This is a genomic window from Paenibacillus sp. FSL P2-0173 (assembly GCF_038008045.1).
GTDB lineage: Bacteria > Bacillota > Bacilli > Paenibacillales > Paenibacillaceae > Paenibacillus > Paenibacillus polymyxa_B.
In genome coordinates this window covers 376,939-402,310 of the sequence record NZ_JBBOYK010000001.1, presented here as the reverse complement: position 1 = coordinate 402,310, position 25,372 = coordinate 376,939, and the positions used below count along the sequence as shown (strand labels likewise).

Genomic DNA, 25,372 nt, shown 5'->3' with positions numbered 1-25,372 from the left:
TTAAGGGGGATTTAGGAAAAATGAGCAAAACAGCAATAAAAGATTACGATGAGATTATTAAAGTGGTGAATAAGTATATAGAAGGTCTTATTTCAGGGAACAAAGAAGTAGCAAAGCAAGCTTTTCATAAAGATGCAACTATGTACGGTTACAATACAACTGATGGCTTTCTAGGAGGACCTATTCAAAACTTATGGGACTTTATGGATAAAGCTGGTCCTGCAATGGATCTTAAATCAAGGGTTGATATTCTAGATGTTGAAGGAACGATTGCTTCTGTTCGTATAAGTTTAGAGAATGATGCATATGGCGAATCATACACTGATTTTCAGCAATTACTTAAACTAGACGGTGAATGGATCATTATTTCGAAGTTATTCCATCTGCATTCGTAAAAAGTAATTTCCAAATAGAATCATAAGCCTGTCTCAAAAATAGAGGACTGTCCACTGTTTTTGAGACAGGAATTAAAACCTTTTAAACAGTCAGATCGGTGATAATTATGGGTAAAAAAGCAGGACAAAACCAATGTAATGCGAATCCTAGACAAGAAGAAGATTACGTATAACTACTATTCCTACGACAGTACAAAGCTTAATTTTATTGATGTCACCATTTAGATGATTATTGGCTTGTCTAGTTAGTGTTAGCTAAAAATTACGGGTAACTTTAAACGTGGTAACATTCGGAACTTTCGGTCTATTAGCCTTTATAAATGTAAGAGTTTTCATAAAGGGTCCAGAAATAAAAAAGCCTGATATACAAGAGGGGATGGTGAGATAATCCTCTTTTTTCTTTTTATTGAACTAAAAGAAGGAAATTTACGGTATTCAAAGGTTTTAGAATATCTTATAATTTAAAAAACAGGTGTAGATTTGAAACAAAGTACCGTTTGCAAAAAAGTTACGATGCTTTACCCCTTTGGATAAGATTATCTTAGGGGTGTTTTTTAGTGAATTGAAAAGTACATCTGAATTAAAAGGTGAATTAAGGAACTGTTGAGTGACAACATAGTTGTTCCGTTAAAGGGCCAGATTGTGGAGCAAAACTTTTAAAGGGAATTGGATATTTAAATTAAAGTGTAGAAGCAAATAATTGTATAAAGAAATCCAATTAACTTCCTTAAATAACCATTTGTTTTATTTTCGAATTAATATATAATAATGCTAATTAATCTAATTTTATTTAAATTCTATGAAGAGAAAGAGTACGTTATTGTTTCTGTTCCAAAGAGAGCTGGTGTTTTGCTGAAAACCAGTGTTCAGATAATAACCGAAAATCATCTCTGAGAAGTAAAGCCGAATGTTTAGTAAGCTTTATCGGTATCCACCGTTACAAGGGACAACGTATGATTGTACGTTTGTAAAGGGTAATAAAGTGTTATTCAAACATTTTATTAAACAAGAGTGGTACCGCGAGTTTCAATCTCGTCTCTTACTGAGACGGGATTTTTTTTTAGGATGTTTTTTTTACAATAAGAATTTAAGAAAAGCAGGTGAAGGCGTAATGAAGACGCTACTATTTGTAACAGATTTATATTATGAAGCAAAAGGAAGAAACTATTATGAAGAGGATTTATTTCTTACTTCTAAACTTAGAGAAGCCTTTAATTTGGTCATCTGTCATCCTGAAGATATCGAAGCATTTGAAGATCATGCTGATTTAATTGTTTTCCGAAATGCAGGTCCAGTCGCAAATTTTAAAGACAAATATGAAGCGTTCCGCAACCGAATTGTTTCTAAACATTTAAACACATATAATTCGTTTGATGGGAAGGCTGATATGAACGGAAAAGAATATTTAATAGAACTAACAAATGCTCATTTTCCCGTTATTCCAACGATTGATACGCTTGATTCCCTAAATAAACTCCCTAATGTAGACACGTATATCGTAAAGCCGAAAGATGGAGCAGATTCTATCGGGATGGAATTTGTTACGAAAGATGAATTGAGTGAAAAAGTTAATTCAGAATCGAAAAATACATTGGTACAACCATTTATCAATTTTGAATATGAAGTCTCATTTTATTTTATCAACAAAGAATTTCAGTATGCTCTTTATGCACCGGATAAAGATAAAAGATGGGAATTGAAAGAGTATGTACCTACGGAAGAAGATTTAGCTTTTGCTAAACGTTTCATCGACTGGAATAATCTTGACTGGGGGATTCAACGAGTTGATGCCTGTCGAAGCGAACAAGGGGAGCTTTTATTAGTCGAATTAGAAGATTTAAATCCCTATCTTTCCTTATTAGAATTATCTGAAGAGACACGTCAGAATTTTGTAGAAGCAATGAAAAAATCATTACAAAAAGCTCTTCAGGTTTAAATTTTTACTGTTCTTATAGAACTATACCAGCTAATATAAGCATCTTAGTTATTCCATTATAGGGCGCGATTGTGGAGTATCAAAGGTAGAAAATGATCAAACTTTTTTATAAAACCGAAACTTAAATCTGTAGAATAAGAATCCATTTTGATCAATCTTTTTTTCAAAGTGGATTCTTATTATTTACCGTAAAAAATACGAGTTTGTGAGGTGTTTTTGATCAAACTTTATTTCAAAGCAACACTTTTATGAAATTTTTAGATTGATTGGAATTCTCTTATTCATATTTAATTTAAATGTCCCATATGGATTCACATGGTTATAAAATAAAGGTGTTAATCCTCTAAAGTCTTCGGGAGTCATCCTCTTTAACCAATACTGATTGTTATTATAGAGAATCTCTTGAACCATTAAAGTATTGATATAAACTAAGCAGTTTTGAAGCAATTGGAGCGATAATGCAGATACTTCTTGGTCTTCTAGAGAAATGAACCGAATTTCGCTATTCTTTCCATAAAAAATGTAATTGTTAACAGAATTCCAATGTTCAACGGTATTTAGTCCTTCATGGATTTCTCTACGAACTTCCTCAAAATGCAGATAATCACATAAGAAAATGGTTTTTATCGCTTTCCCTAACTCACATAAAGCTTGGTAAGTCGGGTGCTTCGTATCTCTCGTAAATCGCTTTAAAATAGCTTCTGCTGATGCAGTTCCTAACCGTAAAGCAGTCGCAAACTTAATGATTTGCTCATACTGTTGACGGATGAGATCCCAGTTAATGGGCCTACTTAATACAGGTTGTAAGTGAGGATATTCCTCATTCATTCCGGCTTCAGGACGATATAATTTTTGAGAGCCAATATTTTTGAAGCGTGGCATCAGCTTAAAATCAAGCAAATGACAAAAGGCAAAAGCAACGACACTTTGTCCATGCGTGTCTACATAATTTCGGTCTATTTCCATGTCTGTACAATGACGAAGAACACCCTCCATCATGGCTGCAACTTCGGAGGAAAGACAAGTTTTAAGCTGAGAATAGATACATGCTGACTTGCGATCTGTATGCCAATATATCATGACTCCATGTCTTTTATAACGAGGATGCCATTCAGTAAGAAGGTTTTGATCCCACGATCCAAAATGTTTTGAATCGGAAGCGCAGGCGGTAGTAGCTTCCCCCCACACCTCTTTTATTCGATGGTAAATGATTTGCTTGGTAACCTCTGCATTGGCTTTTCGCAAGTGATCTTTATGAATAAATTTATTACGGATATACTGAAGTTCACGATAGCTATCTTGGTTATTTCCAGCAGAGACAGCTTTTAAACCTGTATTTGTTCCCAATCCAAATAGACTGAGAAGTAGCCGACGTTGAATCGTTTCCTCATCTAAAATAGACCGGTCCGCTGTAGTTTTAAAGTGCTTGGTGAATCCAGTATGAAAGTCTGTTTCTTTTAATAAATCTAAGAGGTTGATATTGGACCAACGGTTTCTGATCTCCTGTTTAATCATAGACAAATGTGGAGGTTCGGGCTGCTTTTCTAGCGGGGTAACACGAATCCATCCCTTGTTATTTCTGCTGGTAATCGCAACTTTATCGTTGCTCTTATCTTCAAAGCCTTGGTTCAGTAAATAGAGCTTATCTTTCATCAGTTGTATAATGTCCGAAATAAAAGGCTCTACATCGAGTGGCGCTTTTAGCGCTTGGAAATATTCTTCTTTGTGTTCTTCAAAATCTTGGGGCAGGTCTTCATCAGGATTTCGATATCGGTCAGCGCCCTCAATCCAGATTTCCTTACACCGAAATCGCGTGCGAAGGGATTGTAAAACAGCAATCTCATAATTAATTCGGTTAACTCTCTCTATCCCCTTGCTATCTTCCTCAATAATGATATCCTTCCACTTAGGCTGAATGACTCCTTCAATAGGAACTTCGTCCCCAACTGCAAAAAAACGCTGACCACTTTCACTGTATTCTTGAATAAGTTGAAGAGCTTCAATGATAGGTTGATGGGATAGATTATTAGACTTAAACGTAAGGTTTTTTAGGATATCACAGAGAGCTTTCCTATAGTGCCCTCGATAGGAAGAGTGCATCTTTATATAAATTTTTTCTTTGTATTCTCGGTTGTTTCTTGTCATGTCTTTAATAATATCCCGAATGGTGGAAGAGCTTACGATTGGATATAAAGTATCTTGAATGATTCCATCTGGATGATCAACTGTTGCTTTTAATAAGTTGAGAATGTGTTTATTTTTCCCCTGTACTTTTTCTAACTCTGCCACTGTTTCATTACGGGTTGTATTCTTTGCTTTATTTCCAAACTTAAGCGTGATTTCATCTAACAAATCAGCTAAATAATCGATGATTTCAGCTTGGCGATGCCAAAATAAAATAGCAAGTAAGGTGTAGCGAATAGGCATTGGGTGTGCACGCAATTCTGTTACTGTCTCAGTAGCTGCACGAAGCCGATATTTCTTTATTAATTTTGGAGTCAAATGATGAAATAAACCATCTGGAATTTGAAGGTGTCGAATAGCCAATAATTTCTTAACTTCCATCTCCATTGTATTGACACTTGGTTTACGAGGGGAAGAAAGTAGGTGCCGAAAAGCTAAAATGTCCCTTTCCTCTTCATCAGATTCCCCCTTATCATGGGAGTCTAATAAAGAATCTAATCGAGCGCATGTCTTAGAAGATAATTGCTGATAGGTTTCTTGGTAGAAACCCTTTTCAAAGGTATCAATAGCAGAATCAATTATTCGGTTCAATCTCCCGGCAGAAGGTGGTTCAACTTTCCACTTGCGAAAAAGACTATATGCTTGGTTTTTTAAATAGTCTGTATCATGTGTAAATGGAACCTGTTCTACTAACCATTGTTCTAAACGTTCATTATCTTTACGGGTAAGTTCCTGAAAACCGAAGAAGTCTCGAATTTGCTTTCTATGGTAGGTGTAATTCCTTTTTTCAGCTCCCCAACGATATTGGTCGAATAGATCAGGAGACAGCTCGAGTTGCTTTGCAATATACTCAACAACAGGCCTTGGTATGTCACTTCTTTTGGTTGGGAATCTAGCCTCATGCTGAAAATACTTTAATAACACCGTAAAACCAAGACGGCTCGCACCAGTTTTGTTACCGATTAATTTACGCTCGATGTTAACCAAAATAAAATGTTCTAACAGCTCGTCTTCTGTCCAACTCCTCTTCATGTCTGTCTCTCCCTATATATGTAATATTTTTACCTATACTGTTAGTTTAGGTAAAAATAAACATTAAAAAGCCTTATTCGGCCTATATATTTTACATATTAATATCTACTTTGCGGTCTATGACAAGAACCCTGTGATCAAGCCTATTAGGCGTCATTTTCTGCTTCGAGAAATACGGAAATCAGGATACGGGCGTTGTTTTCACCCACGTTTTTGGCATAATGGGGGATAGCTGCCCTCCAGCTAAAGGAATCTCCTGCTTCCAAAGTAGCTGAATCCTCGCCTTGCTCCACGTATACCGTGCCCTCCAAGATAAAATGAATCTCATCCCCCGCATGAGCATGCTCCTCTTCTGTAGATGAGCCTGGCGGCATGTCCACCAGCATCATTTTAACGTTTCCTTGTCCCCCCAAATGATCAACCTGGAGGTTGTTTTTACCATATAAGGTTTTACGGCGCTCGTCCTTGCGAATCACTTGCATCCGTTCCTCTTCTTTAAGAAGCAGAAAAGCAAGAGGGACCTTAAGCGCATTTGCGATACTGTCCAATGTAGCGATGGAAGGGGAGGTTTTATTATTTTCTACTTGACTCATAAAACCTTGCGATAGTCCGGTTCGTTCACATATTTGCTGGATGGATAAATTTTTACGTTTACGAGCGGCGCGTATGTTGCATCCTATACCCATAGAGCGTTCCTCCTTTAAGGGAATATAATGTATACTAATTTAATATTTATCATACCAAATAATCTGTTGACAGACTACAGTTTCTTATGATAAATTCACATTACAAAATAATTATTTCTATTACTAATAATTCAAGTTTGATTCACACTAATGTGGTGCGGCAGAGATTCAGACAGTATTATTTTTTTAACCAAATTATTAGTAATATAAATTAATTATTCATATGCACTTGTATGAGTGTAATAAACAAACAGAATGGAGAGATAAACATGAGTTCAGCAAGCAAAAACATTTCTACAATTATGCGGGTGGCGCTGGGAATTTTGTTTTTGGCACACGGAATTGCTAAATTCCAAATGGGGTTGGGTAATGTAGCAGGCTGGTTTTCCAGCATTGGCGTTCCAGGATTTTTAGGTTATGTCGTTGCGGTGATTGAGTTGGTCGGTGGGATTGCATTGATTCTTGGATTGCTCACTCGCTATGTATCTGGGCTTTTGGTTATTGTTTTGATCGGCGCCATTTTTACAGCAAAATTGTCCGGCGGGTTGATGGGGAATGGTCAAGGCGCTGGCTATGAGCTGGATATTGCTTTTATTCTGGTAGCTCTTCATCTGGTATTTGCTCCAACGACTCGATTGTCTCTGGATTCTTTGTTCAGCCGTCGTGAGTCAACCAAACAATAATTTTTGATTAGCTTTAGTCCTCCAATCCATGTAGAAAGAGGGAAATCTCATGACAGCACATATTCATGACAACACCAAAATCGGGCAGGTTTCATTAAAGGTTAGTAACTTGGCGCGTTCTATTCAATTTTATACAGAGGTCGTTGGCTTTCAGCTGCTGCGTCAAACGGCGGATACCGCTGAATTGACTGTCGATGGGAAGCATGCGCTACTGATCCTTAACTATATTGAAAATGCAGTTATTCTGCCGCGTCAATCTGCTGCCGGGTTATATCACTTTGCTATTCTTCTCCCAAACCGTGTAGCTCTGGGCCTGTCTTTACGTAATCTGCTGGCTCATGAGATTGAAATCGGACAGGGAGACCATGATGTAAGTGAAGCCCTATATATCCATGACCCTGATAATAACGGAATTGAAATCTATGCAGATCGTCCCCGTGATCAATGGAAAAAGGATGCTAATGGATTTTACATGATGGGAACAGATCCCGTGGATGCAGAAGACTTGGTTGCGATTTCCGAAAATCTACCTTGGCAGGGACTACCTCAGGGAACGGCAATCGGGCACGTCCACTTCCATGTGTCTAATTTGCTCAAAGCACAGCAATTTTATTGCGATGTGCTTGGCTTTGACATTACGTGCCGGTATGGCTCTTCAGCCTTGTTCGTTTCCGCAGGTGGTTACCACCACCATATGGGCTTGAATATATGGGCAGGTGAAGGAGCACCACCAGCTCCAGAGCACGCTGCCGGATTGGATTATTTTGAATTGATCGTACCAGATCAGAAGGAACTGGATGCCATTGTCGCTCGTTTAGAGGCAGCAGGCTATGGAGTGCAAGAACGCGAGGGCGCCAAGTATGTAGCTGATCCGTTCCGAATTCAAATTAAACTGATTAACGGTCAAATCTCGTAACAAAGAAGGCACGTAACAAAAAAGGGTATTCCTATTAAGCCGTAAAGGCTGAGAATACCCTTTTTTCGTATACTTAGAACAAGCTCCAGTCCAAATCCCGAGACATCTTCTCCAGCAAGTGTACACCAGCTGTACTGTTGCCCATACGGTTCAGAGAAGGTCCAACCAGTCCAATGCCATATCGTCCGGGTACCATCGTCATAATACTGCCTGATACGCCGCTTTTGGCAGGTAGTCCGACTTGAATGGCGAATTCCCCTGAGGCGTCATACATGCCACATGTCGTCATAAATGTTTTGGCGATCTGTACATAGCGGCGGGGAATCAGCGGTATACCTGTCACTGGATCTCGACCATTGTAAGCTAATACAAGTCCCATACGAGCTAAATCAGCACAGTTCAATTTGACAGCACAATGTCTGAAATAAACTTCAAGCACATCCTCCACATGACCTCTTAAAATTCCTTTTTCCATTAGAAAATAAGCAAGGGAACGGTTCAAATGGCCTGTAGCTGATTCTGAATCGTAGACATCCTGATCATATTCCAATGTGTCATTGTGGGTAAGCAGGCGGAAAAATTGGAGAACACGGGCAAATCTCTCTTCTGGACTGTTCCCGCGAATCAGAGAGGAGACTGCGATTGCTCCGGCGTTAATCAGTGGGTTAAACGGAATGCCCGGCTCAACTAGTTCTAGCTTTAGCATGGAATTAAAACGGTCTCCGGTAGGCTCCATACCCACCTTAGAGAAGACAACGTCCTCTCCATTATCCATCAAGGCCAGAATGAGCGTAAATACCTTTGAGATACTTTGCATCGTAAATTGGATTTCCGTATCCCCGGCCACTACGGTTTCACCCGCACCGTTCATTACAACAACACCCAGCGCGTCGGCTGGTGCTTTAGACAGTTCGGGAATATATGCTGCTACCTTGCCATGAATATACTCATGACGGCTTTGTTCTACCCATTCCGGCAGTTTGGTCTGTAATCTCTGCCACTCCGATGTCATTTCTTTTCCTCCAGTCGAGTAAGCAATCTGTGGTATTTTATTGTAGAGTAAGAAGTGATAGCTATACGCCTATTCTAAAGATATTTCTGGTCGAAAGACAAGTTTGAATTGAATTAGATAAAAGGAGGCAGTGACTTGTTGTTATCTCATAATGAACCGAATTTTGATGAAGACTACGATGAGGTTATTAAGGGTCGAAGACTTAGAGGTTTTGTACATAGTGTACTGGAGCAGGTTGCAGCCTTATCAGACAAAAATCCTGAATGGGCTAATCCTATATTAGAGCAGTGGGCAAATGATGTGGAAACGAGCCGAAATGAGCGTCTGGAGCATGAGCGCACCCGGGAGAGGCATGTGCATCTATTGTTTTCTCAGTCTGCCGCAGGCTCGATGAAGGGAGGACTTTCAGGTGCAGGATTGCGGCTTGAGAGTATCGTGCTGTCTTTTAATGATCAGTTTTCCATAGGACCATTGTGGAGGCTGGAAACATTAGAAGGACAAGAAAACCGTCACGGCTGGTTGGCTGAACGGATGATGCATTATGAGTTTTTCCATTACGCCAATTGGGAGCACCGTATTGAACAGATGATGGTTACCCTAAGTGAAATTCCAGATGAGAAGTCGATCACGATTTGGTGTGGCTCTAATGCTGACGAGCAGGTCGGATTACGCTTTGTATTATATCTCTTGCGCAAAAGAGCTACACCTATTCGGGTCATTAATGTCACGGATACCTTGGAGCGGGAGCCGGATGATCATTTATATAATGAGAGTCCATTCCCTTTATCCATGGGCGTGGTGCATTCGAAAGAAATCGAACGGTTCATTAAGCGAAGTGAAGATGAACTTTATGTGGTGTGTATGGAAGACCGACGTCGATACGAACGGGAGTGGTTGGAGCTTAGCGAGCAAGATAGTGTCCTGAGATTATGGGACAATGACCGTATTGTCCATGTGCCGGAGGATTATTTGGATCAGGCCTTGCTGGATATGATTAGCAAGATACGGTTAGCGGATAATCTGGGATTTGTGAACACCGGAAAAATAATAGGTCAAGCTTTAACGCAGTGGTCGCAGCCAAGAAGCGATACTTTTTTGGAATACCGGATTCAATATTTGATCGCCCATGGCAAACTTGATTTTCAGGGGATGCCGGGAATGATGAATCGTTATGCTGTGAGAATAAAGGAGTAAAGCAAAAAGTGATCAAATAAAAACTGCCGATGGGATCGGCAGTTTAGTTTAAAGACCTTCTGATGTATCAGGTTGATTCATCAGAAGGTTATTTTGCTATGTACTTGGAATCAATAGTAGCTGCTTGAATTCAATGAACTTATGATAGCAGGCAACAGAGCAACAGCCATAATGATATAGATCACGATTACAATAGCGGCCCAAAGAAGGCCTGCTTTAGCATAGTTAGCTTTGCTCGGATTAGTCGAGCCGCTAAATGCCCACACAAACAGCATAATAAGTCCAACTACCGGTATAGCCATCAAAAGTAAACTGATCATCCACTCCTTGAATGATACAGGAGGCGGGTAAACAGGGGCTGGCCTGGAGGGTGCTCCTTGCTGATTGTTTTGCGGGTTAAACTGGTTAGTCAATTAGATCTTCTCCCTACGTGTTTAGTATGTTGTATTTCCTATATTGACCAAAACATCATACATGATATGACAATAAGCAACAAGTAAAATTCAGTAAACAGTCTAATAGTACTATCAAACGATTGAAAATAGGTCTATACACCCTATTGACGAAGCACTTTTTATATATTATGGTATTGATATTAACATTTTGTTTTTATCAAATTATTCAAAATAAAAATTACATAAAGCATTCGTCACTTTTGAATCAAAAGCGACAAATGACCCATATATGAACAGGTAGGTGACGCAAGTGACAGATGGATCGAAACATAATCACAGTGGCTTGACGGAAGAGGAGTTCTTGGCCCTGTATGATGCGAATGTATATGAGCGCCCATCCGTAACGGTAGATATGCTGCTATTTACGGTAATGGATCAGCTCCAACAAAATTACCGGAAGCTGCCGGAGAAGACCCTCCAGCTTCTTTTGATCCAAAGAGGGGAGCATCCCTATATAGGGCAATGGGCGTTGCCGGGTGGTTTTGTAGGCATAGATGAAAGTCTGGAAGAGGCTGCACGACGCGAGCTTAAAACGGAAACGAATGTGGATCAGATTTATATGGAGCAGCTATATACTTGGGGAGATGTGGCACGTGATCCGCGTATGCGGGTAATCAGCTGCGCTTACATGGCATTGGTGGACCACGATTCCTTGGAGTTACAGGCGGGGGATGATGCCGCTGATGCCCAATGGTTTGAGCTAGATTACAGCGTAGCTCAGGAGACGCGGACGAATCAGCCGGAAGGTTACACATGGGAACAAGACATTGACATCACATTGAAGCATGGGGACATCCATCTATCAGCCAAAGTAAAAATAACTGAAATTCTTAAGGGAAGAACCATTGAAATCAAGCGAGAGGTGCTGGAGTCACAAGGAATTGCTTTTGATCATGCCAAAATTATTGCGTACGGTATAGAGCGTCTGCGCAGCAAAATAGAATACACAGATATCGCGTTTCACCTGATGCCAGCTCTATTTACACTGAGTGAGCTTCAGCAGGTGTATGAAATTATTCTAGGTAAGGAGCTGTTGGCCGCAGCTTTTCGTCGCAAAATAGCTGATCTCGTGGAAGAAACCAATGAGTATAGAAAGGCGGCTGGACATCGTCCGTCCAAGTTATACCGATTTAAGCCTCGGTCGCGTTTTATGTAGCATAAGGAATATGAAATGAGGAATCTTCATGGAAAAGTTTACATTTTTTTATCGCAGTCATTCGCCATTTTCGCAATGGTATCCTTCTGATTTTGTCGTGGATGGATTGGAGTTTAACTGTGCCGAGCAATATATGATGTTGAAAAAAGCACAGCTTTTTGGGGATGAAGAGGCGGCCTTGAAAATTATGCAAGCCCCTACCCCAAGGGAGCAAAAAGCCCGGGGCCGCAGTGTGCGCGGATTTGACCAATCCTTGTGGGAGGCCAATTGCCGGCAATTTGTATATGACGGTAATTACGCCAAGTTTACACAAAATCCGAATTTGCTCAAGCACCTGCTTAAAACGAAAGGAACCACTCTGGTTGAGGCTAGTCCGACCGACACCATTTGGGGTGTAGGCTTAGCTGAGAGCGATGCTCGTATACGGAACCGCAAGCTATGGCGTGGCACGAACTGGCTAGGAGAAATATTGACAAATTTACGTGAGGATGTATTGCAAAAGGAGGAATAGTCATCATGAAAAATACAATGAATTCCCGGAGCAACCGGGATGCCCGATCGCATATGGCGCAGGAAACACTATCCATTTTGGAACATGGGAATTATACGAATATCAAACTGGTTCAAGTAAATATGACAAAAGAGATAGGAAATGCGGTCACAGGCTCGAAGTTATATACACCTTCTCAGCTGGTAGCTGTAAAACAAGAGGCAGAGCAAAGAATAAAAAGTATATTGGGGCCTTCTTCCCGTATAGACGAACAGACGATCATTGCAAAATTGGAAATTACGGGAGAAAGCACGTTACAGGCGGCATACAGACTCCAGGTAGAGGAGAAGCTGACCCACGTAGCGTGTTTGAATTTTGCATCAGCCAAAAACCCGGGAGGTGGATTTCTCGGAGGTAGCCAGGCTCAAGAAGAAAGCTTGGCTCGTTCGTCAGCGTTGTATCCTTGCATTTCACAAATGGAAGAGATGTATGGACATAATCGGAAGCTGCGGAGCTGTTTTTATTCAGATTATATGATTTATTCGCCTGAAGTTCCGGTATTTCGGGATGATCAGGGGACATTGTTGGAGAAGCCGTATCAAGTCGATTTCCTGACCGCACCTGCTGTAAATGCTGGAGTTGTGCGAGAACGGGAACCAGAGCAGGTGAATCGGATTGGTGAAGTGATGCTGGAGCGGATTCGTTACATTCTTGGAATGGCTAAGCAAAACGGCGTAGAACATCTTGTGCTGGGAGCCTATGGTTGCGGAGTATTCCGCAATAAGCCGGAAGAGGTTGCCCTCTGGTTCAAGCAAGTACTTGTAGATGAAGGATATGGCTTGTTGTTTGACCGGATTGTTTTTGCAGTGTTGGATCATAAAGCAGAGCAGCGTACTTTAAACAGCTTTAAAAATGCTCTATCCTGAAGCTTGAGCTGTGCATAAAAACAGTTTACTATAATATCTCATGAAAAAGGAAGGTGCTGAATGAATCCATCTTCGAATATAACCTGGCATGTGTCCGATGTTGATAAGCAAGCGCGTCAGCTTTTGAATGGACATAAAAGTCCGGTGCTTTGGTTTACTGGCCTGTCTGGTTCGGGAAAATCAACGGTATCCTCCACACTTGAAAAAGCGTTATACGCACAAGGCATACACACGTTTATTTTGGATGGGGATAATGTTCGGCACGGTTTAAATCGGAATCTAGGTTTCCTGCCCGCTGACCGTAAAGAAAATATCCGCCGTATTGCTGAAGTTGCAAAGCTAATGGCACATGCGGGTGTTCTAACGATTTGCGCCACCATTTCCCCTTATCGTGAAGATCGTGAAATGGTAAAGGACATTTTACAGCAGGAAGGTTGCTATGAGATTTATATACAGTGCAGCTTGGAGGAATGTGAGCGACGCGATCCAAAAGGAATGTACAAGAAAGCACGTGCCGGAGAAATTCATCATTTTACGGGGATTGATGCTCCCTATGAAGTACCGCTGGAACCGGATTTAATCGTATCGACTGAAGGTCGGGAGGTAATTCAGTCGGTTCAGGACATCTTGGATTTTCTTGATAGGAAGCAGCTGCTTTTATGATTTTATGATGAATTCTACATGAATATTGTCTGAAAGCCTCCATGGCAAAACTTCGAGAAGCGATCAAAGTAATCATTACAGAACGTGAAAATTGAAGCATACCTATTAGTAAATAAATACAATACTGCATATACGGCAAGCCTTATGGGGCTTGCTTTTTTGTTTATGATTTTAAACTAATTCTAAATCCTAGATTGTAATAATTATAAAAAAGTATTGATTTTTGTTTGTGTACAATTTATAGTGAAAGGCACATAGTCAACCAATTCATTCAAGAGGTGATTTCAATCATGAGTAACCAACCAACGAACCTGACTACAAGCTGGGGCGCTCCTGTTGGAGATAATCAAAATTCGATCACAGCAGGCTCACGGGGTCCCGCACTAATTCAGGATGTGCATCTGCTGGAGAAATTGGCGCATTTTAACCGGGAGCGTGTGCCGGAACGTGTCGTTCATGCAAAAGGTGCAGGGGCGCACGGATATTTTGAAGTCACTAATGATTTGTCTGCATTTACAAAAGCAAGCTTCTTGTCTGAGGTGGGCAAGCGTACACCGATGTTTATTCGCTTTTCGACTGTGGCGGGTGAGCTGGGCTCGTCCGATACTGTACGCGACCCGCGTGGTTTTGCGGTGAAGTTTTATACAGAAGAAGGCAACTATGATCTCGTGGGCAATAATACACCTGTGTTTTTTATTCGGGATGCCATTAAATTTCCTGACTTTATTCATACGCAAAAACGTCATCCCCAAACTCATCTGAAAAACCCGAATGCGGTCTGGGATTTCTGGTCCTTATCTCCTGAATCGCTGCATCAGGTAAGTATCCTTATGTCTGACCGCGGTATTCCAGCTACACTTAGACATATGCATGGTTTCGGTAGTCACACGTTCAAGTGGGTCAACGCCGAAGGACAGGCAGTATGGGTGAAATATCATTTTAAAACGGAGCAAGGTGTGCAAAATCTTGATGTGGATTTGGCTGCGAAAATTGCCGGTGAAAATCCGGATTATCATACAGAAGACTTGTTTAATGCCATCAAAAAAGGTGATTTTCCTGCATGGAAACTTCATGTGCAGATTATGCCGGTAGAAGATGCAGATACGTACCGCTTTGATCCATTTGATGTGACAAAAGTATGGTCTCAAAAGGATTATCCGCTGATTGAGGTTGGGCGCATGGTGCTGAATCGCAATCCTGAGAACTACTTTGCTGAGGTAGAGCAGGCGACATTCTCTCCGGGTTCATTTGTTCCTGGAATTGAAGCATCCCCGGATAAAATGCTGCAAGGACGCCTGTTTGCCTACGGCGACGCACATCGCTACCGTGTAGGTGCAAATCATAATTCGTTGCCGATCAACCGTCCGCATGCAGAAGTACACAACTACCAACGCGATGGTGCATTACGCAGTGACAGCAATGGCGGAGGATCTGTTTATTACGAGCCTAATAGTCTCGGTGGACCCAAAGAATCACCTGCGCACAAAATTGCTCCTTTTGAAGTGTCTGGCGAAGCTCAAAGTGTAGCCTACGATCATCATGATCACTACACACAGCCAGGCGACCTGTACCGCTTGCTCAGTGAAGAAGAGCGTGCACGTCTGGTCCGAAACATCGTAAATGCGATGAAGCCCGTAGAAAGTGATGAAATCAAACTGCGTCAGATCGGTCATTTTTATAAAGCTGATCCTGAATATGGACGTCGTGTAGCCGAAGGTTTGGGCTTGACCGTTCCTCAAGGCGAGTAGAGGTATCTGCAAACTCTAACCTGAAAGCCGTATGAATATATAATAAAAGGATGTCCCAACACCACGTACATGGTGGATGGGACATCCTTTGTTTTGAGAGCGATGTAAATCAGGTGCTGCTATATCCTCTGCAAGCGAGGTAAATAGATTACAAGAAACAGCGACCGTCCTAGGGCAAATACAATAAAGGACAGCCAAAGTCCGTGATTCCCGTAATGGGGAACGCACCAGAAGAGAGCGATCAAAAAGCAGAGCAATGAGATCAGCATCGAATTACGGATCGGATACGTTACCGTCATCCCCGTAAACACACCGTAGAATACCAGTCCCAGTCCGGCTGCCAGCGGAAAGACCACAAGCCATCCATTATAAGGGCCTGTAAGGTTAATCACTGTAGCATTATCCGTAAATAGCGAGATAAGCGGCTCTTTCAGTGCGAAATACAATCCTCCCGTCACTACGCTGGTCACCAGTGTCCAGAACCAGGACAAGTGAATAACCCTTTGCAGCATTTTACGATCCCCGGCACCCCTAGCCTGACCCGTCATAATGCTACTGGCGTTGGCGAACCCATCAAAAAAGTAAGCCATAATATAATGGATCTGCAACAAAATAGCGTTCGCCGCCAACTGATCGGTTCCAAAGCTCGCACTGCGTGCCGTAAACAGATTAAACATTGTCAGCAGACAGGCTGTGCGAATCATGAGATCAAGGTTTGTCGCCATGACATTTTTCAACTCTGAAGCTCCAAACCAACCTCGCCAATTCATCTGTCCGCTTTGCTTCCATTCCCTCCAAATCGATGAGCGGAACACCAGCGCCAGACCCAATACACATGCAAGAATTTCCGCAATCAGAGTAGCGCTTGCCACACCCGTGACATTCCAATGCATCATCTGTGTAAATACAATAGCTAATACCATATTGATTACGTTCATTGAAATTTGCAAAAACAATGTAGCCTTCACACGGGACAATCCCATCAGCCAGCCGAGCAGCACATAGTTCACCAATGTTAGAGGGGCTCCCCAAATACGAATGTTAAAATAAATCGCTGCCTGCGCCGCCACATCCTGCGCCGGATGGATTAGCTGAAGAGAAGCCAGCAGAATTGGCTTTTGCAACACAATGAATACCGCACCAATGAGTAAAGCAATGGCCAGTGGGCGCATGAGAGCAGCTATGCCCTGGTCGTTATTTTGTGCCCCTGCGGCTTGTGCCGTGAAAGCTGATGTGCTGACTCGCAGAAAGCCAAACAACCAATATAAAGTATTAAAAATAAGAGTGCCCACCGCTACACCGCCTAAATACGCGGAATGGCTTAAATGACCGATTACAGCTGTATCCACCGCACCGAGCAGCGGGGTTGTAATCGTCGAAATAATTAAAGGGATAGCTAAAGCAAGATAGGCTCGGTGGGAAGGCAACATGTTGAAAAAACCTCCAGTAATGATTGTGTATAGGGATGGCGATCCGAATGAAATAATGCTTCTTTGGGAAAATGCTCAAGCACACTGCCTTCTTTCATGACCATGATTCGATCACTCATAAAGTGCACAGCCGCCAGATCATGTGAGATAAACAGATAAGCCAGTCCTAGCTCATCCTGCAAATCTTTGAGCAGATTCAAAATGGTGGCTTGTGTGGTCACATCCAGACTTGCTGTTGGCTCGTCCAATACGATAAAATCCGGCTCTGTGCTGATGGCACGTGCGATGGTTACACGCTGCTTTTCCCCACCGCTGAGCTGATGTGGAAACTTGTCCAGATAGCTGGCTGGAAGCTTTACCATCTCAAGCAAATGTTCTGCTGTATCCCGACGTTCTGAGGACTTACCCGCCATAAAGGAAGGAACATAGTACTTAAGCTGGTCCAGTGGCTCCAGCAGGGATTGCAGGATGGTTAGTCTGGGATTCAAAGCCGCGGATGGATGTTGAAATACTGCACCCAGCCTGCTGCGAATCCGTTTTAATTCGCTCCGCTTTAGCCCTCGAATAGACTGTCCATCCAGTCTAAGCTCACCTTGATCAAACGGGTCCAATGTCAAAATACAGCGAGCGAGTGTGCTTTTCCCACTGCCGCTTTCCCCGACGATACCCAGACATTCTCGGGGGGAGATCGACAGAGCAACATCTTGCAGCACCGTTTTACCTCCAGCGTAAGCCTTCGTCAAACCGGAGACGGTCACGACAGCATTAGACGTGTCTTGCTGCTGAGCGTAGGCGGCTTGATTATTCATGTAAAGCGCTCCTTTCCAATGCGTTCTGTTTCAGTGCTGTTGTAAGGCAAACGTGCTGGAGCGCCCGGAGACAGGGGCGGAATAGCCGCCAGTAGACGACGAGTATACGGGTGGGCCGGATGGTTCAGCACCGCTTGCGTTTCACCAGTTTCAACCAGTGAACCTTCGTGCATCACTGCGATTCGATCTGCATACTTGCGTACATGACGCAGGTCATGAGTGATCCACAAGACGGAAATACCCGTCTCCGTCCGGATTTGGTCAATGAGCTGAAGCACCCGATGAGCTGTGAGCGTATCCAGCGCAGTTGTAGGCTCGTCGGCAATAAGCAACTTCGGCTCCAGTAGTAGTGCAGCCGCAATAGCTGCCCGTTGCAATTGACCGCCGCTGAGCTGAAACGGATAGCTGCGGTACACGCGCTCGGCGGGAAGCTGTACGCGCTCCAGCACCTCGATACAGCGTTGCTTACGTGCCTTGCGATCTTGTTTGCCATGGGCGCGCATCAGCTCGTCCAGTTGGCTGCCCACACGCAGAAAGGGGGTGAAAGCCCCGTGGTAGTCTTGAAAAATGTAAGATATTTCACTACCAAGCAAAGAACGTCGTTGTTTAGCGGATAAATCCAGCAAATTATTGTCCTTCCACGCAATAATTCCTTCCGCTGTAACAGAAGAGGGGAGAAGGCCGCCGATAGCAAATGCCGTCATGCTTTTGCCACTACCGCTTTCGCCGGCTAGAGCACACCATTCCCCCGGACGAACGGCAAGCTTCAGTTGCTCTACAATCGTTTTTATATTTGTCCGAATCGTTAAGCCTTCAATAGTCAGCATGTACAGCTCACTCCTCTGTCCGGGTTTTAACATCATAACGGTCGCGCAGTTTGTCTCCCAATACGTTCGCCAGTAGCACTGTTAGCACGACAGCTATCCCTGGAACCAGCATCAGGTGGGGAGCCATTTGAAAATACGCTCGTCCTTCATTCAACATCGTACCCCATTCGGGAATTGGCGGCTGTGGACCTAAGCCCAAAAAAGATAGGGAGGCAATCATTAAAATGATTTTGCCGATATCCAGCGTAGCTAGCACAAGAACATTCCCAATTGCATGGGGGAGAATATGCCGCATGACAATCCGCAGGGAGGAGGTACCCGCCAGTATGGATAACGAAATGTAATCCTTTTGCTTTTCAGCCAGAACGGTACTACGCACCAGGCGCGCATAACCAACCCATTTTACCGCAGTCACCGCGAAAATAAGATTTACTAAGCCTGGTCCGAGCAAACCGCTCAGTACAATGGCAAAAATATAATCAGGTAATGTCATGAAGGCATCGACCACCCGTTTGAATACACGATCCATCCAGCCTCCAATAAACCCTGAAAGCAGACCAAGAGGGACCCCAACAACCAGCGAAACGGCCAAAATCAATAAACTGGTTCCGACAGTCATCCGAAGTCCAGCTATCACTCTCGATAGTACATCTCTGCCCAAATGATCTGTTCCCAGCCAGTGTGTAGCGCTGATCGATTGTAGTCGATTCCCCATCTGGATACGATACGGATCTTGCGGAGCAAGAAACGGAACGACTGTAATTGCTGCAAGAATGAGCAGGATGGAGAGCGACACGATCCATGTATTGGACAATCGCGTTCTGGTGAGCTGCCTGTTTTCCGCATGTACGGATTTTATCATGATAAACGTTTCTCCTTCAAAGCGATTTCAGGATTGACCCAACGGTAGGACAGCTCTACCAAAATATTGATACATACAATGAATGCAGCCATAAATACGGTATAGCCCTGAATAATGGGGTAATCCCTTGCAGCAATGGCATCCACAATCCATTTGCCCAGCCCTGGATAGGCGAATAGCACTTCAATCACGACTGTGCCTCCCAGTAGGCTGCCTATACTCTCACTGAATACCGTAATGAGTGGAACAAGACTGTGACGGAGCATATGTCTGAAAAAAATGCGGATGGGGCTGATTCCACGCGCTTGCGCCGCTTTGATAAAGTCTTGCCCCGAGCTTTCAATCAGACTTGCGCGGATCATTCGTACATAAACGGCCGCCATTGCCAATCCCAAGGTAAGAGAAGGGAGTACCAAATGAAAAGCGGTTCCTTCACCCATAGACGGCAAAATACGTAATTTAACTGCAAACCATTCGATAAACAAAAGCCCCAGCCAAAAGCTGGGAATCGAGGAGCCGATTAAGGCAAACACACGACTGGCTCTGTCAATCCAGCGGGTACGGTAGAGCGCCGCCATCGTTCCCAACGGGAGAGCTATCAGCAGCATAATGAACAGAGACCCTCCGGTAAGCAGCAGTGTATAAGGCAGTTTTTCCATAAACTCTGTGAATACTGGACGATGGGTTAAATAAGATTGTCCAAAATCAAACTGAAGCAACTGAACCAACCACTTACCATATTGCACAGGTAATGGTTGATCCAGCCCCAGTTGGCTGCGCATATCCATAATTTGCTGATTGGACACAGCTACATCGTCGACTCGGAGAATGCTCCGGACGGGATCGCCCGGAACAAGCTTAAGCAGACAGAAGCTCACAAAGGAAAGAATAAGAAAGAACAAGACCAGTTCAAGAAACTTTTTGGCGATGGATTTAAACATGCTAGTTCACATCCAGGTCCTGGGTCAGCAAGTAGTATTCACTTTGGCTAGTTACCCAGTTATGTACGTAATCGCGATAGGCCACTACGTTGTTTGGATGGACCAGAAAGGATTGCAGATTTTCTTGGTCAATCAGCGTGACAGCCTTCAGCGCCAGCTTGTTGCGTTCTTCCTCATTCACGGTGGTGTTCAGTTGTGAAATCATACCCGTGAGTTCCGGTACATGCACACGCCCATAATTCAGTGCTCCTTCAGGCATGTAAGCCGCATTCAGAAAATAGCTTGCATCGCCGCGCGGGGCTGTAATGCTACTATAAGTCGCTAAATCCCAATCCTGATGAGCGGCAAGATATTCGTCAATATTATCAACCTGACGGATATCAATCGTAATGCCAAGTTCTTTAGCGTTAGCCTGAATAAGCTGAGAGATGAGTGGAAGCTCCGCTCTCGACTGGTAAGTTAGCAATGTAAGATGAAGCGGCTTGCCGTCGGGGTTCGCAACTTTACCGTTCTGTACTGTATATCCAGCTTGCTTGAAGCCTTCTCGGGCAGCATTCAAATCAAACTGTTTCGTAATATATTCCGGTGAAAAAGGAAAGTCGGACAAGAACGGGCCTTGAGCAGGGGTTCCCTGACCAGACATGATACCACTGGCGATCTCATCCCGGTTGATCAGGTTATCAAATGCTTTACGAACAGCCGTCTTTTTCAGATCGTTATTGTTCATATTGTAAATAAGCTGATGCGTTCGCAAACTAGGAAGTGAGTCAACCTTAACGGTAGAATCAGCTTTCAATAGCTCCAGGCTTTCAATTGGCGGGCGATACACAATATCAGCAGTTTTGGCTTGAAAAGCAAGCTGACGTGCATTGGCGTCTTCGTTAAACATTAATTTAGCATGTTTCAACTTTACTTCACCGTTCCAATATTGTTCATTGCGATCTAAATTCAGTTCACTTCCAGCACGGAAACTGGCAACCTTGAACGGTCCCGTTCCTGATGGGAGTTCACCTGTAGCTGTTGTGTCTATAATAGCCGTATTCGGATGAACCAGCTCGGACACAAATTCCGGGAAAGGCTTGTCTGTCGTAATGGTCAAAATCTGTCCATCCGCATGAATATCACGGATATGTAGCGCATTTTTGACCGATGGATTGAGCTTTAGCGCTCTTTCCAAGGAGGCTTTGACAGCAGGGGCATTGACGACTTTACCGCTGTGGAAGTTCACACCTGGTCGGATGTTGAAGGTCCAGTGCTGTCCGTCCTTGCTGTCCCATTTGTCTGCAAGCCAAGCTTCCAGCTTAAGATCCTTGTTCACTTTGATCAGTGTTTCACTTACTCCAGCACGAACAGCTGTGTAATTTACATCTGAATGAGGATCTATAGAAGGGCTTTGCACATTGAACAATAAGGTGACACTTTTATCTTGTGGTGCAGCAGATGGAGAGGGTGAAGCTGACGGAGATGAAGCGCAGGCTGCCATCATCACCGCAATTACCGCAGGTATAAATAGTTTAAAATACGAACGCTTAAACAACAGGGAGTCCTCCTTAATAGTAATCGTAATTTTTACGCTTTAATACATAAATCATATCGTAACCAAATGAAGGAGCTTTGTAAATATGTAATTGATGAATGTGTATTTAAATTCATATGAAAAAAGGCTGCATAACCAATAGTGAGATGGTTAGCAGCCTTTAAGTGTATTTAGAAATGTTTAATTTGGAATGGCTAAAAATTTATGAATTAATGCATGGGTGCTTTGGCAGTGCCATGTTCAACATGAACTCTGCGGATGAAAAACGCAAGGATCAAACCGACCACACTGATGATCATCGCAAAGAAAAATGAATTTTGTGATCCGATTGCCATGGCATTAGCCATTTCATTTACGGATTCAGGCATACTGGATTGGCTCAAATAGCTGTCCATGCCTTTCGAGAGAATGCTTACCGCTACGGCTGTACCGATAGCACCAGCAACTTGTTGGAGCGTGCTCATAATGGCCGTTCCGTCTGGGTATAGATCCATAGGGAGCTGGTTTAGGCCGTTTGTCTGAGCTGGCATCATAATCATGGAAATGCCGATCATCAAGCAACTATGAAGCACAATAATGAGTACGAGAGTTGAAGTTGTTGTAATGCCGGACAGGAAAAACAAAACAGCGGCCACAATCACAAGGCCTGGAATAACAAGCCATTTGGGACCAAATTTATCGAATAGGGAGCCCATAATGGGAGACAAGAGACCGTTGATAATTCCACCAGGCAGAAGTACCAAACCTGCTGTTAGAGCAGACAGAGCCAGCCCTTTTTGCAAAAAGAGTGGAAGAATCAGCATCGTAGAAAGGATCGTCATCATACATAGGAACACCATAATAACGCCGATAACGAACATTGGATATTTAAACACACGCAAATTCAACATTGGCTGCTTCATTTTCAATTGACGTACAGAGAACAGTATCAACGATACCAGACCGACGATCACTGGAAGCAGAACCATCGGGCTAGCCCAACCTTCGCCACCTTCTCCAGATTTACTGAAACCAAACACGACACCACCGAAGCCAATGGAAGACAGGAGGATAGATAAAAGATCAATTTTGGGCTTGGTCGTTTTTGAAACGTTTTGCATAAATAAAATACCGCAAATTAGCGAGAGAACTAAAAACGGAAGAGAAATCCAGAAAATCCAGTGCCAAGACAGATTTTGCAGTACCAGTCCTGCAATGGTAGGTCCCACCGCAGGTGCAAACATAATTACCAATCCGATGATCCCCATAGCCGCGCCTCTCTTTTCAGCCGGGAAAATGATCAAGATGGTGTTAAACATCAACGGCAATAACAGCGCTGTACCAATGGCCTGAAGAATACGAGCGATCAATAGCACTGAAAAAGTAGGTGAAAGTGCAGCAACGAGGCAACCAGCTATTGAGAACAGCAACGATGTAACAAACAGCTGTCTTGTCGTAAAGGTTTGAATCAGCAATCCCGATACAGGTACTAAAATACCGAGTGTCAGCAGATAAGCGGTCGTCAGCCATTGGGCTGTTGCAGTTGTAATATGCAAAATCTGCATCAAATCATTCAGTGCAATGTTAAGTGCCGTTTCACTGAACATTCCAATAAAGCCACTAAGGAGCAGGGCAATCATAATAGGTAGCACCTTGAACGTTTTGGGTTCAGAGGGTGAACTCGTTTGACTCTTTGTACTCATGTTGTTTTTGTTCCTCCAATAAATTAATGGGTATTGAATTATAGCGATCGGTCTATATATAATAAACATGTTGTTATTTTTTTGTCAAAGTAAATTATAAATAATATATAATGAAGGATGCTGTATATGGCTGCTAAACCTGAATCATACGAGAATATCGTACAAACCGCATCGAAGCTCTTTTTTCATCAGGGGTATCACGCAACTGGACTGAATCAGATTCTTGCGGAGAGTGGATCACCGAAGGGCTCACTTTATTATTATTTTCCGCGTGGTAAAGAAGAATTAGCTCTGGAGTGCATAAGAAGAGGGAATGAATTTATTAAGCAAAAATTAAAACAGACACTGGACGAAAACGATAATCCTGTACTAGCCATTCAGAATTTTATTCGTAATACAGCTGAGGAGGCAGACCGTACCGGCTTTAACGACTTCATGCCGATTGGCTTCTGGGCTGCTGCGGAAACTTCCTGTATTAGCGAATCGCTACGTCATGCTTGTGTGAATACATTTGCAGATTGGCAGCGCATTTATATGGAACGTCTTCAGAAATCGGGCTGGACAGAGGAAAAGGCACACAGTCTGGCGGTACTTATCATTTCGATGCTCGAAGGTGCATTAATTTTGGCTGTTACGCAACAGAGCAGTGCTCCTATTTATAATATCGTGGATTACATTCCACAGTTGGTCAAATAATCCTGTCTCTTCGATTTTCAATTGCTCGTAATGAGCTCCAACAAGCAACTTTAAAAAGCCGATGTTCTCGTTTTTGAGAACTTGGCTTTTTAGTGGTTCTGAGACGTAATTTTACTCACATTACCAGCACCAAATGATGAAAAGTATGGTAAAATGGAATGAATTTGATTTTGATTTTGCACGAAAGGAAGGGTGATAGCAAATGGCAAAAGCGAAGGTAGCCAAACGGCCTACTCGGGATGAATTTGTACTGGAGGAAATCGGGAATCAGCTTGTAGAAGCACAACGTGAGCAATCCGAAATCGTATTGACCGTATGGGGACGCCAAGAAACAACCCGCGGACAGATCGTTAAAATGGACCCGAGAACGGGAAAGGTTCATGTGGAGAGTAATGGAGAAACAGAAAAAGTTCCTTTTATGGATATTATGAGTGTAAATTACCCGAGAGATTAGTTGTTGTGATTACATAAATATAGCAGAAAGGGACGAAAAGAATGACAAAGTTAGGGTCTCCCTTACTGCTGTGGGAAAGTAACAATTTACAATTCGCGTATACAAAAACAACCGAGTGGTTTAGAGCCATCGGTTGTTTTTGTATACTGCTGCATGAGTGGGAAGAGAAAGCCGCGTTATTGTGTTGGCACTTTCCCTTGTACATGCTTATGTAGCTTTTATCGGGCTGGTATGACTGGCACGTGCTTCGGCTTTCTTAAGCACCTTACGATCAAAAATGAAGGGGCCAAACGGCAACAGCGATGCAATCAAGGCTGCAAGACTTTGCAGTAGCGTTATTTTCCGCAGAATCAGCATGACCACAGTAGCTATGACATAAGCCACGAACAGTACCCCATGGATCATACCCACCCAGCTTACCATTTGCGGCATTCCAGCTGCGTATTTAAGCGGCATAGCGATACACACAAGCAGTAGATATGAAATCGCTTCAATATTACCAATGACACCAAACATCTTAAAGGCATTTTTGAACATAATACACCTCCTTCTCCTATTGCTTAAAATTTAATATATCCTATAATGCAATGTTATTAAACGGTAGAAAGTTACGATATATCGAATATTTACAGCTGAACCCCAAGGTTATGTCAGAGCT

23 protein-coding genes, 1 pseudogene and 1 other annotated feature are annotated in these 25,372 nt (G+C 42.9%); of the genes and pseudogenes, 12 read left to right on the top strand and 12 right to left on the bottom strand.

The genetic code is table 11. The features are described from left to right. Positions 1–20 precede the first annotated feature (20 nt). Positions 21–395 (top strand): nuclear transport factor 2 family protein, encoded by a 375-nt coding sequence (locus tag MKX30_RS01545; protein WP_023988865.1) that lies wholly within the window; start codon positions 21–23, stop codon positions 393–395. Positions 396–1,185: 790 nt separating this feature from the next. After that, positions 1,186–1,438, top strand: a binding site (T-box leader). 68 nt (positions 1,439–1,506) lie between these two features. Continuing rightward, positions 1,507–2,331, top strand: a complete 825-nt coding sequence (locus MKX30_RS01540; protein WP_023988864.1) for a hypothetical protein — start codon at positions 1,507–1,509, stop codon at positions 2,329–2,331. Positions 2,332–2,577: 246 nt separating this feature from the next. Here the strand turns inward: MKX30_RS01540 and MKX30_RS01535 are convergent, their stop codons facing one another. Together MKX30_RS01535 and MKX30_RS01530 are read right to left on the bottom strand one after the other, a co-directional pair. Next, entirely contained in the window at positions 2,578–5,547 is a 2,970-nt protein-coding gene (locus MKX30_RS01535; RefSeq protein ID WP_341062360.1) for a Tn3 family transposase, read from the bottom strand. Between the two features lie 146 nt (positions 5,548–5,693). Then, positions 5,694–6,233, bottom strand: coding sequence for a helix-turn-helix domain-containing protein (locus MKX30_RS01530; protein WP_023988862.1), 540 nt, complete (start codon positions 6,231–6,233; stop codon positions 5,694–5,696). A gap of 269 nt (positions 6,234–6,502) precedes the next feature. On the opposite strand from MKX30_RS01530, the gene MKX30_RS01525 reads away from it, so the two are divergent. Together MKX30_RS01525 and MKX30_RS01520 are read left to right on the top strand one after the other, a co-directional pair. Further along, positions 6,503–6,916, top strand: a complete 414-nt coding sequence (locus MKX30_RS01525; protein ID WP_013310427.1) for a DoxX family protein — start codon at positions 6,503–6,505, stop codon at positions 6,914–6,916. A gap of 49 nt (positions 6,917–6,965) precedes the next feature. Beyond that, positions 6,966–7,832 (top strand): VOC family protein, encoded by an 867-nt coding sequence (locus tag MKX30_RS01520; RefSeq protein ID WP_341062358.1) that lies wholly within the window; start codon positions 6,966–6,968, stop codon positions 7,830–7,832. 73 nt (positions 7,833–7,905) lie between these two features. Here MKX30_RS01520 and glsA read toward each other — a convergent pair whose 3' ends face one another. After that, a complete protein-coding gene (glsA, locus tag MKX30_RS01515) occupies positions 7,906–8,844 on the bottom strand; it encodes a glutaminase A (RefSeq protein WP_339200196.1) in 939 nt (312 codons plus the stop codon). 135 nt (positions 8,845–8,979) lie between these two features. Between glsA and MKX30_RS01510 the strand changes: the two genes are divergently transcribed. Further along, a complete protein-coding gene (locus MKX30_RS01510; RefSeq protein WP_341057666.1) occupies positions 8,980–10,038 on the top strand; it encodes a DUF1835 domain-containing protein in 1,059 nt (352 codons plus the stop codon). A gap of 110 nt (positions 10,039–10,148) precedes the next feature. Here MKX30_RS01510 and MKX30_RS01505 read toward each other — a convergent pair whose 3' ends face one another. Then, positions 10,149–10,451, bottom strand: coding sequence for a hypothetical protein (locus MKX30_RS01505; protein ID WP_023988858.1), 303 nt, complete (start codon positions 10,449–10,451; stop codon positions 10,149–10,151). 292 nt (positions 10,452–10,743) lie between these two features. Here MKX30_RS01505 and MKX30_RS01500 point away from each other — a divergent pair, with 292 nt between their 5' ends. From MKX30_RS01500 to katA, 5 genes are all read left to right on the top strand, one after another. Beyond that, positions 10,744–11,649, top strand: coding sequence for an NUDIX hydrolase (locus MKX30_RS01500; RefSeq protein WP_341062357.1), 906 nt, complete (start codon positions 10,744–10,746; stop codon positions 11,647–11,649). A gap of 28 nt (positions 11,650–11,677) precedes the next feature. After that, a complete protein-coding gene (locus tag MKX30_RS01495) occupies positions 11,678–12,160 on the top strand; it encodes an NADAR family protein (RefSeq protein WP_023988856.1) in 483 nt (160 codons plus the stop codon). A 5-nt stretch (positions 12,161–12,165) separates the two neighbouring features. After that, complete coding sequence (locus tag MKX30_RS01490; RefSeq protein WP_028541637.1) at positions 12,166–13,065, top strand: TIGR02452 family protein; 900 nt, start codon at positions 12,166–12,168, stop codon at positions 13,063–13,065. Positions 13,066–13,125: 60 nt separating this feature from the next. Then, positions 13,126–13,728, top strand: a complete 603-nt coding sequence (gene cysC, locus MKX30_RS01485; protein ID WP_209942420.1) for an adenylyl-sulfate kinase — start codon at positions 13,126–13,128, stop codon at positions 13,726–13,728. Between the two features lie 290 nt (positions 13,729–14,018). After that, positions 14,019–15,476 (top strand): catalase KatA, encoded by a 1,458-nt coding sequence (katA, locus tag MKX30_RS01480; protein WP_028541635.1) that lies wholly within the window; start codon positions 14,019–14,021, stop codon positions 15,474–15,476. Positions 15,477–15,595: 119 nt separating this feature from the next. Here katA and MKX30_RS01475 read toward each other — a convergent pair whose 3' ends face one another. From MKX30_RS01475 to MKX30_RS01445, 7 genes and pseudogenes are all read right to left on the bottom strand, one after another. Continuing rightward, complete coding sequence (locus MKX30_RS01475) at positions 15,596–16,906, bottom strand: MATE family efflux transporter (protein WP_023988853.1); 1,311 nt, start codon at positions 16,904–16,906, stop codon at positions 15,596–15,598. Further along, positions 16,873–17,715, bottom strand: coding sequence for an ABC transporter ATP-binding protein (locus tag MKX30_RS01470; RefSeq protein ID WP_068938778.1), 843 nt, complete (start codon positions 17,713–17,715; stop codon positions 16,873–16,875). The genes MKX30_RS01475 and MKX30_RS01470 overlap by 34 nt, the downstream gene beginning before the upstream one ends. Next, positions 17,708–18,542, bottom strand: a pseudogene (locus MKX30_RS01465) (ABC transporter ATP-binding protein). Before MKX30_RS01465 ends, MKX30_RS01470 begins: the two are co-directional and overlap by 8 nt. A 7-nt stretch (positions 18,543–18,549) precedes the next feature. Then, on the bottom strand, positions 18,550–19,404 hold the full coding sequence (gene nikC / locus MKX30_RS01460; RefSeq protein WP_076295099.1) for a nickel transporter permease: 855 nt from the start codon (positions 19,402–19,404) through the stop codon (positions 18,550–18,552). Beyond that, a complete protein-coding gene (nikB, locus tag MKX30_RS01455) occupies positions 19,401–20,345 on the bottom strand; it encodes a nickel ABC transporter permease (protein WP_068938781.1) in 945 nt (314 codons plus the stop codon). Before nikB ends, nikC begins: the two co-directional genes overlap by 4 nt. Before the next feature lies 1 nt (position 20,346). Further along, positions 20,347–21,882, bottom strand: a complete 1,536-nt coding sequence (nikA, locus tag MKX30_RS01450; protein ID WP_341062356.1) for a nickel ABC transporter substrate-binding protein — start codon at positions 21,880–21,882, stop codon at positions 20,347–20,349. A 209-nt stretch (positions 21,883–22,091) separates the two neighbouring features. Further along, positions 22,092–23,564 carry a DHA2 family efflux MFS transporter permease subunit gene (locus MKX30_RS01445; protein ID WP_071558684.1) on the bottom strand — a complete coding sequence of 491 codons (1,473 nt, stop codon included), beginning with the start codon at positions 23,562–23,564 and terminating at the stop codon, positions 22,092–22,094. 126 nt (positions 23,565–23,690) lie between these two features. On the opposite strand from MKX30_RS01445, the gene MKX30_RS01440 reads away from it, so the two are divergent. Then, the gene (locus tag MKX30_RS01440) at positions 23,691–24,260 is read left to right on the top strand and encodes a TetR/AcrR family transcriptional regulator (protein WP_023988846.1); all 570 of its coding nucleotides are present in this window, start codon (positions 23,691–23,693) and stop codon (positions 24,258–24,260) included. Positions 24,261–24,462: 202 nt separating this feature from the next. Further along, positions 24,463–24,714: a YolD-like family protein gene (locus MKX30_RS01435; RefSeq protein WP_023988845.1), complete on the top strand. Its 252-nt coding sequence runs from the start codon at positions 24,463–24,465 to the stop codon at positions 24,712–24,714. A gap of 207 nt (positions 24,715–24,921) precedes the next feature. On the opposite strand, the gene MKX30_RS01430 is transcribed toward MKX30_RS01435, so the two are convergent. Further along, on the bottom strand, positions 24,922–25,251 hold the full coding sequence (locus MKX30_RS01430) for a DUF3817 domain-containing protein (RefSeq protein ID WP_023988844.1): 330 nt from the start codon (positions 25,249–25,251) through the stop codon (positions 24,922–24,924). Between the last annotated feature and the right edge of the window lie 121 nt (positions 25,252–25,372).